The organism is Pseudomonas sp. TH39(2020) (assembly GCF_016650715.1).
Taxonomy (GTDB): Bacteria; Pseudomonadota; Gammaproteobacteria; order Pseudomonadales; family Pseudomonadaceae; genus Aquipseudomonas; species Aquipseudomonas mandelii_C.
In genome coordinates, this window is the sequence record NZ_JAEKFF010000005.1 from 290,635 (window position 1) to 302,418 (window position 11,784).

General features: G+C 58.1%; 10 protein-coding genes. 6 read left to right on the plus strand and 4 right to left on the minus strand.

The genetic code is table 11. The annotated features are described in order from the left end of the window. Positions 1 to 1,671, minus strand: a complete 1,671-nt coding sequence (locus tag JFU47_RS06325; protein WP_201181893.1) for an FAD-dependent oxidoreductase — start codon at positions 1,669 to 1,671, stop codon at positions 1 to 3. A 64-nt stretch (positions 1,672 to 1,735) separates the two neighbouring features. After that, a complete protein-coding gene (locus JFU47_RS06330) occupies positions 1,736 to 3,082 on the minus strand; it encodes an NAD(P)/FAD-dependent oxidoreductase (RefSeq protein WP_201181895.1) in 1,347 nt (448 codons plus the stop codon). Positions 3,083 to 3,209: 127 nt separating this feature from the next. Here JFU47_RS06330 and JFU47_RS06335 point away from each other — a divergent pair, with 127 nt between their 5' ends. Continuing rightward, positions 3,210 to 4,100, plus strand: a complete 891-nt coding sequence (locus JFU47_RS06335) for a LysR substrate-binding domain-containing protein (RefSeq protein WP_201181896.1) — start codon at positions 3,210 to 3,212, stop codon at positions 4,098 to 4,100. Positions 4,101 to 4,381: 281 nt separating this feature from the next. Here the strand turns inward: JFU47_RS06335 and JFU47_RS06340 are convergent, their stop codons facing one another. Next, positions 4,382 to 4,693, minus strand: coding sequence for a hypothetical protein (locus tag JFU47_RS06340; protein WP_201182292.1), 312 nt, complete (start codon positions 4,691 to 4,693; stop codon positions 4,382 to 4,384). A 463-nt stretch (positions 4,694 to 5,156) separates the two neighbouring features. Between JFU47_RS06340 and JFU47_RS06345 the strand changes: the two genes are divergently transcribed. The 4 genes from JFU47_RS06345 to JFU47_RS06360 all read left to right on the plus strand — a co-directional run bounded on the left by JFU47_RS06345 (position 5,157) and on the right by JFU47_RS06360 (position 8,678). Beyond that, on the plus strand, positions 5,157 to 6,119 hold the full coding sequence (locus tag JFU47_RS06345; RefSeq protein ID WP_201181898.1) for a LysR family transcriptional regulator: 963 nt from the start codon (positions 5,157 to 5,159) through the stop codon (positions 6,117 to 6,119). 182 nt (positions 6,120 to 6,301) lie between these two features. Continuing rightward, on the plus strand, positions 6,302 to 6,955 hold the full coding sequence (locus JFU47_RS06350) for a nitroreductase (RefSeq protein WP_201181900.1): 654 nt from the start codon (positions 6,302 to 6,304) through the stop codon (positions 6,953 to 6,955). Between the two features lie 29 nt (positions 6,956 to 6,984). Continuing rightward, positions 6,985 to 7,632: an HD domain-containing protein gene (locus tag JFU47_RS06355; protein ID WP_201181902.1), complete on the plus strand. Its 648-nt coding sequence runs from the start codon at positions 6,985 to 6,987 to the stop codon at positions 7,630 to 7,632. Positions 7,633 to 7,676: 44 nt separating this feature from the next. Then, positions 7,677 to 8,678 carry an MBL fold metallo-hydrolase gene (locus tag JFU47_RS06360; RefSeq protein ID WP_201181903.1) on the plus strand — a complete coding sequence of 334 codons (1,002 nt, stop codon included), beginning with the start codon at positions 7,677 to 7,679 and terminating at the stop codon, positions 8,676 to 8,678. 390 nt (positions 8,679 to 9,068) lie between these two features. On the opposite strand, the gene JFU47_RS06365 is transcribed toward JFU47_RS06360, so the two are convergent. Then, the gene (locus tag JFU47_RS06365) at positions 9,069 to 9,980 is read right to left on the minus strand and encodes a LysR family transcriptional regulator (protein ID WP_201181904.1); all 912 of its coding nucleotides are present in this window, start codon (positions 9,978 to 9,980) and stop codon (positions 9,069 to 9,071) included. 173 nt (positions 9,981 to 10,153) lie between these two features. Between JFU47_RS06365 and JFU47_RS06370 the strand changes: the two genes are divergently transcribed. Next, positions 10,154 to 11,485, plus strand: a complete 1,332-nt coding sequence (locus tag JFU47_RS06370) for an MFS transporter (RefSeq protein WP_201181906.1) — start codon at positions 10,154 to 10,156, stop codon at positions 11,483 to 11,485. Positions 11,486 to 11,784: the final 299 nt, after the last annotated feature.

Sequence of the window (11,784 nt, forward strand, 5' to 3'; positions counted from 1 at the left end):
TCAGCCCTCATTATGCGGCGGGTTGGTTGGACGGGTGGTGTCTTGCGGGCGCTTGGCGACGGTCTGCTGCCCGGTGCACAGCCAAAACGGCGTCCACTGCGACGGCATGTCAAACCATGCATCCCAGCGGCTGCGCATCTGCGGCGTTTCCTCGATCTGACCAGCCTGTTGCAGTGACAAAGGGCGCACAGGCGGACGAAACGAGGCCAGCGCAATGTCGTCGACACTCACGCCCGCGCCGATGCCGAGCAAGGTCGCCACCTGTTCACGGCAACGACGTCCCTGGCACGGGCCCATGCAAGCCCGAGTGAGACGCTTTGTCACATCCGGGTTGGGCGAGCCGTTTTGCTGCGCCGTCATCGCGTTTTCCAACGCTTCATCGGCGGGTGTCCAGTCAAGATAACGCGGCGGCTGGAGCGCCAGAATTTCGCTGGCCGTCACCTCTTCGCACAGACAAACGAAAGGTTCGTTCTGTGCATGAACGGTGGACGCGCGCACCCAGGCCGTGCGACTGGCGGCAACATCGCAGGCAGGTTCGTCGGGGATCGGCGCCTTGCCGATCTGAACGTTGTCGCTCTGAGCGATGTCGACGCCCAGCGCGACAAGCGCGGTGTGCGCGGCGATCCGGCCTTCGCGCCGGGAAATGTAGTCATCGAGGCTTTTCGACGCCCAGACGCCGGCGCAGTCACCGGCCACCAAAACGAATGGCAACGACGTGCGCAGCAAAGAATCCGTGTCGGGGACGTGGCCACCACGTTCGGCCTGAAATGACGTGCTACAGCCTGTTGCCTCGACCAATTCGATCGCGGGAATGGCTGCCACGCCAAGCAGCACGGTGTCGCATTCGATCTCCTTCGAAGATCCGTGAACGTGGCTGCCCGCCGTGTCGACAGCGACAGCGGTAATGCGTTTGACGCCGAATGCATCCCCGGCCGTCTCGCGAATGACATGCCCCGTCAGAACCTGAGCGCCTTGCTCGACAAGCAGCTGGAGCAGCGCTGGATCGCCGATCACCTGGCCGGCCTGTTCAATGATCGCGGCAATATGCACGCCCTTGTCGATCAGCGCATGGGCCGACACCAGTGCTTGCGTATCACTGCCAACCAGCACGGCGTGTTTGCATTCCAGCGCCTCGTAAACAGTCGCAAGGCGATGAGCGGCGCTGACGCCCATTACTCCAGGGCGATCCCAACCGTCAAACGCGAGGCCCATGTCGCGCCTTCCGGCGGCGACGATCACCTGCTTGAAGCGCAGCAGCCAGGCGTTCTGGTCATCGGCGAGGCCAGCAACGGCGCCGTCGATCCACGCTGCGGTGGGTCGTTGTGGAAACAAGCCCCATACCGCCGTGCCGAGTCGCACGTCGACACCGGCTTCAAGCGCCTCGGAAATTTCCGGGCGGGCATCAAGAAGGGTCTGCAGCACGCTGTTGCGATTGGAAACCGCAGCGCCCATCCTTCCTCCGAAATGCAGCGGCACCTCTTCGCCCATGGTTTCAATGGGGACCGGGTTTTCGTCAACCAGGGTGACGCGCAGGCCATGCCCGGCGGCGGTCAATGCAGCAGTGAGCCCGGCCGGACCCGCACCCACGATGAGAATATCGGTTTCGTCACTGATCGGCGGGGCTTTGCCTGCCACTGAGGCGGGATCGTAGTAGATGTCTTGTGTGGTCACCGTGTTTCCCCCGTGAGGTATGCGCGTGAGCGCTGGCGCATGAGCGTTGACATGTGGGTATCGACTAGAACAGCGAAGAAGGCGGCTTGACGTCGCCTTCGGCGAATCGCGACAGACGGAGCTGGTGCATATCCAGTCCCGGATCGCCCGAGTCAATCCAGTCAGCCAGGGTCTTACCCACGATCGGGCCCATGGCAAAACCGTGGCCGCAGAATCCGGTGGCTACGGCCAAGCCGCGCGGCGACGTGTGTGCGTCGATGACGGGAATGCCATCCGGCAAGACATCGATGGCGCCAGCCCAGCGGTCGACGATCTGAGTATCCATCTGCCCGGGGAACGCGGCCTTGAGCGCGGCCATGGCCGTTCCCAGCCCCCTGTTATTCGGTGGGACAAGGGGATTGCGCTGGTGAATCCCCGCGCCCAGCCGCGACGATTCCGACCACGGCATTCGCTGGTGCAGATCCGTCAGGCACGCACCGTTCAGATTGAAGCGAAACGATTTTCGATGCGCCCAAAGCGAAGGTGCATACCAATGCAGTGCGCGCAGATGGCCGAGCGTCATGTCGACGTCGACATGGGCGTCGTCGGCGATGTTGAAGCTGCCATCCAGCCTTTGCCGGAAGCCCACGCCGTTTGCGATCGTGGAAATGCCGCTCAGCGTCGGCCCGGACGTGGTTCGCGCTACCGTTCCCCGCACCAGCTGCTGCGGCAGTGAAATGCCGAGCATCTTCAGCAGGCGGAATGTCGTGACGCCAGCGGCGCACACCACCGTTTTCGACTTCACGTAGCCCCGCTCGGTTTCAATGCCCACGACCTGGCCGGCGGCGACGTCGATGCCCTTGGCACCACAGTTTTCGACGATGTGTGCGCCAAGCTCGCGGGCACGCATCGCGAAGGCGCGAGCCACGAGTGTGGGCTCCGCTTGACCGTCACTGGCGGTGAACAAGCCACCCATTTGCGGAACGGCGTAACCCGGCAGTTTTTTAACCACCTCGCGCGGCGAAAGCATCACGGTATCGACCGAAAAGCTGCGAGCGACGCTCAGCCACGATTCGTATCCGTCACGTTCGGCCTCATTGCCCGCGACGAAAAGACACCCGTCGTTGCGCCATCCAAGGTCGGTTTGGAGTTCGTGCTCAAGCGAGCGCCAGATCTCGATGCTGGCTTGCATCAGCGGCACTTCGGCTTCGTCACGCGATTGCTGGCGAACAAAGCCCCATGCGCGAGACGATTGCTGACCCGCGATCACGCTTTTGTCGATGAGAAGAACCTTTGCGCCAGCTTTACTAAGGTAATACGCGCACGCACAACCCATCAGACCGCCACCTATGATCGCCACGTCGACTTCACGAGGCAGAGGGTTGTCATGGGGCGCCAACATGTTGGCCAATGCCGCTTCTGGAATGTTCATAAGGAAAACCGTCAGGCTGAGAATGACGCGTAGCGCAGCGTCTTTATTTCAGCTAAGAATGTGCCCCGACCCGCAGTAAGAACAGTGATGTATCTGCATTAATCCCATGTGAGGAGCGCATAGAAGCATGAGTCGCCAACTGCCATCCATCGAGCTTTTACAGGCATTTCTGACGGTTGCGAAGACGGGCAACTTCGGCAAGGCCGGTGAGCAGCTCAACCTGAGCCAGAGCGCGGTCAGTCGGCAGGTCGCGCAACTGGAGGCGCGTCTTGACACTCGCCTGTTCGAGCGCCACACGCGCAAGATCGTGCTCACTGACGAAGGCAAATCACTGGTACCGGTTGCCGAACAGGTCATCGGCCTGCTGTCGGATGCATCGCACATGCTTGCAACAGTGGGAAGAAGTGTCAGCCTGCGCGCGCACCCGACCATGGCGGCGCGGTGGCTGATTCCTCGGCTTACGGCCTTCTATCGCCTGTATCCGGAGGTGACCGTCAGTGTCGACACGGTGTATCACCGTTTTCCAGACTTCGCGTTTGAATCGATCGACGCCATGATCGCGTACGGCACAGCCACATGGCCGGACTTCGAAGCGTTGGAACTGTGGGAAGAGCAACTGATTCCGGTGTGCTCGCCGGTATTGCTCGCCGGGACAACCCCGGAAGAAGTACTCAAGACCGCTCGGCTCGTGGACTCGAGCATGGATCGCCTGGACTGGCGCCGATGGGAAGAATACTACCCGGGTTCAACCGGCCCCGATAACGCACATCTGACGTTTGATACGCTGGAGTCCGCTATCGTCGCGGTGAAATGTGGTCAGGGCATAGCGCTCGTCGACGCCGTTCTCACACGCGATGAGTTGCTCGCTCAGCAACTGGTGCGAGTGCATTCTGGCAGCATCATTACCGGCGGACGCTACACGCTGGTCTATCCAAAGCGGGTGAAGCGCTCAAGCGGCTTTTCCGAGTTCCTCGACTGGCTGGAGCAAGAGCGGCCGGTGCCGGGTGCGATGAATTGAGTCGCCTTTTCCAGGCGGACTTGTACGGCTACTGGCCAATCCAGGGACAGGGATTAATGTGTTGGCAGGGAGATGCCCCCAAACAGTTTTTTTATCTCGGTCTGGATATAGCGACCAGTTAAACATTGAGATTTTGGATGGAGTGATGGTGTTAAAGCCAGTCCGCGATACGACTACCGCCCCTAATGTTTGAGGCTTCAATCGACACGAACCGGTTGGGTGACCCGCGGTAACCGAATGCGGTTCAATGCCAGGCGAGCGAGCCAAGTGAGGGTACCCACTTACATCGACTTGACCGACACCACTTCCACAAACCTGAATTTTTTTCTGGCCGTCTTAGTAGCTTCTTGTTCTGCAACCAGGGAGCTTAGCGTATCGGCCACATGTACCATCTCGTGCATCTTGCCTTCAAATTCATTTCCCACCCGGAGGGTGACTCTCAGCCTGGGCGTGAAGCCTTTTGAGACTGTCTCTTTCTTCATTGCCTTTACCGGTTGCACGATCACAACATTCGAGACGGAGTCTTGCACGTCTGAGTTAATTGCCGGCGCAGAGGGCTCAGAATCACCGAATAGCCCATCATGGCCCTGCATCGAAACGATGCCGTATTTAGAGGCCGAATATACGTGTGCAGTCGGCACGGGCGCCAAAGCAACGGGGCTTGCAATGAGGAGGAGTCCATATACGGACACTCTCAGAAGTGAGCACTTTCTATTTTCAGTTCGGTTACAAATCTCAATGCCAGGGTGCTTGACCAGTGCCACCAAGTGCTCGCCTCGCGGGCCATTACTTCCGGTCCGCCAATTATTCAATGTCCGCTCATTCGCGTTCGATAGATGTCATAAGCTGCCTAAACCACTGATTCGACAAACCCGCTTCTGACGTTCACTCTCTCAACGTGCCATGTACTTCGTGTTCACGGCGAGTTATTGAATGAGGTGGCTGCCGAAGAAGTTGATTCAGTGCCGTTCCACTTCCTAGCTCAATTCAGAACGCCAGATTCGACAATGAGGCAAAGCATGGGCCTGATGGCCGTAAAAATGTGGTGACTTGGAAATGAGAAATCTGGACTTGAATTTACTCAAGGTGTTTGACGCAATCATCCGTGAGCGGAATGTGCTCCGTGCCAGCGAGGCGATCAGTCTCAGCCCGTCAGCGGTGAGTCATGCACTTGGACGACTGCGGGTGTTGCTCAAGGATGAACTGTTTGTGCGCACGGTTGCCGGTATGGAGCCAACAGTCCGGGCTCTGGAAATGGCACCGCTCGTGCGCGATGCGCTCGTCACGATCGAGCGTGCAGTCGGGCCCAGGGAATTCGACCCTGGCCTCACCGACCGCCAGTTCTGTATTGCCGCGACGGACCATATGACAGGGGTGATTCTGCCGAATTTACTGCGGGCAATGTCCAACCTCGCACCGCATGCCAGCGTCACCGTGTTGCCTGCCAGCAGGATCGATTTGACTGCGCAGATCGATGTCGGCCGCGTGGACATTGCGCTAGGTTCCTTCTCCAGCATCCCCCATCGGTTACGCGAACAAGTGCTGTTCGAAGAACGGGACATGATGGTGGTCGATATCAATCATCCGCTCGCCGGCACCGAGATCGGGTTGGAGGATCTATCGAATCTACCGCTGCTGGTCGTCTCTACGAGCGGTTCGGAAGATGGTCTGCTCTCGGAGCGCGGGCTGACGCGGCGTACTGAAATGTTCGACCGCAAGGCGTTGACGGCTGCCTTCAACTCGATCGGCAAACAACCGGAATTCAAGATCGTGCAACCTCATTTCCTGGCAGTGCCGAGCCTGCTGACTGGCTCTGAAATCGCGGCGATCGTGCCTGCCACCCTGGCAAAGCTATTCCGCCAATCCGGATCAGCCTACCTTTCGGAATTACCCTGGAAATCTCCCCCGCGCGCTGTGCAAATGGTGTGGCATGAACGCCATACGCATGATCCGGGGCACGAATGGCTGCGCACCATGCTTAAAAACGCGGCACAGCTTGTGGGGGATCTGGATTCGTAACTCATCACCGAAACGCAATGCTCGCTCCCGTGCATGGGATGCATTTTCATCTTATGAAAATTGCACTTCATTAACCGTAAATCAGCGGCGTAGGGTATCCGAATACACCCGCTGATTGGACGGTGACCATGCCTAGTACCCAAGCTAAACCGACACAAGCATTGACTGACGTCGAGCACCTCATGATGAGTCGATTTGCCAATCGGTTCTATCTTAATCGCGCCGTCGATCTTGAAGCCATCACAGGTATTCTGCATGCCGCGCGCCATGCAGGCAGCGGAGCGAACGTGCAACCCTGGCGCGTCTACGTGACAGCGGGGGCCGCGAAAACCGCGCTGGCAGACGCTATCACTGCTGCACACAAAACAGCACCTGGTCAGCACTCATCCGAATACAGCTACCTTCCGGATCCGTTGCCGGAGCCATTCGCTTCACGTCGACGCGAGTTCGGCTCGGTCTTCTATGGCTCTCTGGGTATCGCACACGACGACCTGTCCGCCCGAGCGGAACAGACCGAGCGAAACTGCCGTTTCTTCGACGCGCCAATCGGCCTGGTTTTTACCATCGACCGGCGCCTTGAAAAAGGCAGCTGGCTGGATCTGGGCATGTTTATCCAGAACGTCATGCTCGCAGCAAAAGCGCGTGGGCTCGACACCTGCACTCAAGAATTCCTCTCCCGCTACCACACCGTTTTTCGTGCGCATCTGCCACTCGCTGCCGAAGAGTTAGTGGTTTGCAGCATGGCCATGGGGTTCGGTGACCCGGACTGGGCCAAACGGCGTCCGCACATGCCGAAAGCGTCCATTGAAGAATTCGCCTCGTTTCACGGTTTCTGAACTTTGGCTTATTGGAGAGATAAAGAACCATGGCACCCAACGATACTTTCGACGTAAAAATCCCTGACAGTTCAGTAGCACGCGAGGTGACTCAACTGATCCGGGACACTGAAAGTGAATTGCTGTTTTCCCACTCCACACGCGTTTACTTTTGGGGAGCGCTGATCGGTAATCGTAAAGGCCTGATATTTGACCCTGAACTGCTCTACGCCGCATCGATGTTTCACGATATCGGGCTGACGTCGAAATACCAAAACAGTCAACTTCGCTTCGAGGTGGACGGCGCAAATGCCGCGCGGGACTTCCTGCGCAGCCATGGCATTGGCGGGGCCGATATAGCAAAGGTCTGGAACGCGATCGCGCTGCATACAACGCCGGGCATTCCAGAACATATGCATTCAGAAATTGCCCTGCTGCAGGCCGGCGCGGGAATGGACGTGGCGGGACGTGGCTTTGAACAGTTCACCGACGAACAACGTGGCGCGGTGATCGCCGCCTATCCCCGCGAATCCGGTTTTGCTCACAAGATGATCGACGAGTTTTATCACGGCATGAAACATCGGCCTGACAGCACATTCGGCACCTTCAACGATGACTTCCTTGCCTTCAAGGATCCAGGTTTCAAGCGAACAGATCTGTGCAGCATCATTTTGTGCTCGCATTGGGAGCATTGCTAACGCTGTAAACCACTGCACGTCCACTCAGTAAAAGAGCAAGCAAAATGAACCCCGTTAAAAAACGCAGACACTTGAGCAAGCGTGCCGCCACGCTTTCTGCTGACTTTTTTCTCACAGCGACAATAGCCACAGCCTCACTGTTTGGCGCTGATATGACTTTCGCCGCAGGCGATAAACCCGTTCAAAATGACTATTTTCACACCGGTGCCGGAAATCATTATTTGCACCGTGCCGACAACGACCTCATCACGCAGTCGCTTCGAAACAACATCAGTGTGCTTGAAGGTTCCGGTGCCAATATCGTGGTGTTGTCCGGTAAGGAGGGTACGTTTCTGGTCGATGCGGGAATCAGTAAATCCCAGGGAAAAGTCAAAGCGGCGCTATTGGCAATCAGCCCGGCACCGGTGAAATATGTGGTCAACACCCACTGGCACTGGGACCACACTGATGGCAATGCCTGGATGCACGCGGCAGGCGCGACCATCGTGGCGCAAGCCAATACATTGAAACATCTGTCCCACACCACTCACGTCGATGATTGGAACTGGACATTTCAGCCTGTCCCGGCGGGAGCACGACCGACCGTTCTAGTGAAAAATGAAAAGACCTTCACCTTCGCGGGAAGCAAAATCTACGTCGAGCACTTTGGTCCCGGGCACACTGACGGTGACCTGGCGATCTACTTTGAAAAAGCCGATGTACTGGCGATGGGTGATACGTTCTGGAATGCAGGCTATCCGTTCATCGACAACCAGGACGGCGGCAGTGTAGATGCTGCGATCAATTGGGCCAACAAAGCCATTGAACGCACCACTGATCACACGATCGTGATTCCCGGTCATGGTCCGGTGGGAACACGAACTCAACTCATAGAGTTCCGCGATATGTTGGTGGCCGTGCGCGATAACGTCAGGCTGCTAAAACTACAAGGTAAATCGCTGGACGAGGTAATCGCTGCGAAACCTTCTGCTGCCTTTGACGCTAAATGGGGCGACTTCGTAATCAAGCCGGATCATTTTGTCCAACTGGTGTATGCCGGCCTGTAGAAGCAAAAAAAGCTCGTCTCGGCGTGCGAACGCAAAGAGCATCACTGAAGCGATCAACAGGCGTTGTTCTCGATAGCTGTCAGCGACCAACTGAATCCCGGTCGGGAGACCGTCGACCACGCCTGTTGGAGCAATGCCGAAGCGAGATTTCCAGGTTTCTCGAATCTCTCTGAAGGAAGAACTGGCGTTCACTCATAAAATTTGCCAGCCAGCAAGATGGCTGCACACCGCTGCCATACATCTGAAACAGGAGCACTCGACAGCAAGCTCCTGACTTGGTGTCCCGCGGCTGCCGTCCATCGGCGATATCGTCAAGACGATGATTGCCGAGCAGGACCAACTGATCGAGCGGGAACAGTACATTCGCGGGCACTGTAAACGACCGCCCGATCACGCCTTCATATCTTTCAAGGCCGACATGAGTTCGCTGTAAAACCATTTCAAAGCGGTGGATTGATCGCTTCGTGCATGCCAGTGAAGGTTCACGTAGAACGCGGGTACCTTGAACGGCAGTTCCAGCACTTTCAAGGGACCGCTCACCGGATGGCGGCAAAAGCTTTTGGCGATATGCGACGGCAGGACCGTCAGTAGCTGAGTGCCGGGAAGGATGCTCGGCAACACCGAAAAATGTGGCAGGCGCAGGCGCACGCGGCGTTTGATGTTCAGCGTCTTCAAGACTTCAGCGACCATGTTGTGCCCCGAGGTGCTGTTGACCAAAACGTGGGGCTCGGCGACGAATTGCTCCATGCTGAGCGAATCCCCCACCCTTGGATGATCGGCGGCCAACAGGCACACGTAATGCTCCAGCAGCACGGGATGGTGCGTGATACCCGCCCCGGCCAGTACCCGACTGCAAATCAGCGCATCGACATGCCCCTCGTTGAGCCACTGCGTCGCCAGCTCAATGTTCAGCGATATCACCTCCAGTTCGATGTGCGGCGCCACCTGGTTGAAGTGCTCCAGAACCCTGGGCAGAAAATCCACTTCGCCCATATCCGACAACGCCAGGCGAAAATTGCGGGTCGAACCGGCGGGATCGAATTTGCGTGCCTGGGCGATCGCTGAATCAACGTTCTGCGCCACCTCCTTGAAACTCGCGTACAGCGCGTTGGCCAACCGCGTCGGCTGCATGCCGTTGCGGTTACGAATGAACAGCGGATCATCGAACTGCTCGCGCAATTTGCCCAGTGCGTAACTGATCGATGGCTGCGTGACGTGCAGTCGTTCGGCGGTCGCGGTGACGCTGGCGGTCTCGTGCAAGGCCACGAACATGGGGATCAGATTCAAATCAAAGGCGCTCATCGCTCACTCCGAATCTCTATAAACAACCTCTATATTGCCATCACCAAATATTGATTTGTTGCATGAATAGATAATTTTTAGACTGGGTCAACCCGGTCCCTCCCCTCGATAAAGGGTGCTGCGGGCCTGGCTTAAGCGCAGTTGCGATTCATACAACAACAAGAGATTTTCCTATGGCTACTCACGACGCACTAGAAGTCGCTGAAACCGCGCCGATGAACCGCTTCCACTTCGGATTGCTGTTCTGGTGTTCCTTCATCATGTTGTTCGACGGATATGACCTGGTTATCTACGGTTCAGTGGTGCCTCACCTGATGGAGCAGTGGCAGTTGCCCGCCGTTCAGGCCGGCTGGATGGGCAGCGCTGCGCTGTTCGGGATGATGTTCGGCGCCTTGACCCTGGGGCCACTGGCCGACCGTTTCGGCCGCCGTCGGGTGATTCTGGTGGCCATTGCCCTGGGCAGCCTGACAGCCTTTGCCAACGCCTTTGCCTGGGATGCCTTGAGCTTTGCGGTGTTGCGCTTCATCACCGGGATCGGCCTGGGCGGCACCATTCCCAATATCGTCGCGCTGATCAACGACATGGCGCCCAAGGCCCGGCGCAACATCATGACCACGGTGATGCTAGGCTGCTACTCGCTGGGCGCACTGCTATCGGCGTTGGTGGCGCTGTTGGTGCTGTCGCGTTTTGGCTGGGAGTCGACCTTCATCATCGCCGGACTGCCGCTGTTGACGCTGCCGTGGATGTACCGTTTCCTGCCGGAATCCCTGCCTTATCTGGTGGTGCGTGACAAGGTCGCCGCGACCGTCCTGTTGCGCCGGATTCAGCCCGGGCTCGATGTTAGCAAACTGCGTTGGCCGTCACTCGATACCCAGCGGATTTCCGCGCCTGTTTCCGGTCTGTTTACAGAAGGCCGCGCCCTTCGCACCTTGATGCTGTGGGTCGGCTTCGGCATGTGTTTGCTGATGGTCTACGGCCTCAATACCTGGCTACCGAAGATCATGGTCGCGGGTGGATATCCGCTGGTGTCCGGCCTGATGTTCCTGATCACCATGAACCTGGGCTCCATCGCCGGCGCCCTGGGCGGCGGCTGGCTGGCGGATCGCTGGGGCACCAAGCCGACACTGATGATGTGCCTGGCGCTGGCGGTTGTGTCGCTAATCATTCTGGGAATCAAGCCCGGACCGGTGTTGTTGAACATCATGCTGTTGCTCGCCGGCGCGGCCACCATTGGCAGCCTGTCGGTGATCCACGCGTTCGCCGCGCAGCAATACCCCTCCGACATTCGCGCCACCGGCATCAGCTGGTGCTCCGCCATCGGACGCATGGGCGGCATCGCCGGACCGGCCCTGGGCGGCCTGATGCTGAGCTTGAACCTGTCCCTGCAACTGAACTTCATCCTCTGCGCCGTACCGGGCATGATCGCCCTGCTGGCCGTCGCGGCCGTCACCCAGCGCACGGCCAGAGCGCCCGCTGCGGTGCAGCTGCACGACCTGAATGCCTGACAGGCCCGTCCCTATCGCCTGACCTGCCAATACCCGCCGAGTACTCACTCGGCGGGTATTGGCGTTTCCGGACAAAGCATTTACACACCGCGATAGCATCAGGTCTGTCAGCATCCACGTTGGATGTGCCGCCGTCATCGCTGGCAAGCTCGAATGTGCCGCCGTTGTCGCGAGCAAGCTTCGCGCCCACAGACAGAACGAACCTGCGCCCCTGCACGACGCGCAAAAAAAACGCCGGGGCAGGATCCCGATAAAAACCGAAACCCTGTCACCCGACGCAAAACTGAAAAACGGATCGA

Coding starts and splice junctions, on each gene's coding strand:
- JFU47_RS06330 (WP_201181895.1), bottom strand. CDS start 3,082: ATGAACATTCCAGAAGCGGCATTGGCCAACATGTTGGCGCCCCATGAC.
- JFU47_RS06335 (WP_201181896.1), top strand. CDS start 3,210: ATGAGTCGCCAACTGCCATCCATCGAGCTTTTACAGGCATTTCTGACG.
- JFU47_RS06340 (WP_201182292.1), bottom strand. CDS start 4,693: ATGCAGGGCCATGATGGGCTATTCGGTGATTCTGAGCCCTCTGCGCCG.
- JFU47_RS06345 (WP_201181898.1), top strand. CDS start 5,157: ATGAGAAATCTGGACTTGAATTTACTCAAGGTGTTTGACGCAATCATC.
- JFU47_RS06350 (WP_201181900.1), top strand. CDS start 6,302: ATGATGAGTCGATTTGCCAATCGGTTCTATCTTAATCGCGCCGTCGAT.
- JFU47_RS06355 (WP_201181902.1), top strand. CDS start 6,985: ATGGCACCCAACGATACTTTCGACGTAAAAATCCCTGACAGTTCAGTA.
- JFU47_RS06360 (WP_201181903.1), top strand. CDS start 7,677: ATGAACCCCGTTAAAAAACGCAGACACTTGAGCAAGCGTGCCGCCACG.
- JFU47_RS06365 (WP_201181904.1), bottom strand. CDS start 9,980: ATGAGCGCCTTTGATTTGAATCTGATCCCCATGTTCGTGGCCTTGCAC.
- JFU47_RS06370 (WP_201181906.1), top strand. CDS start 10,154: ATGGCTACTCACGACGCACTAGAAGTCGCTGAAACCGCGCCGATGAAC.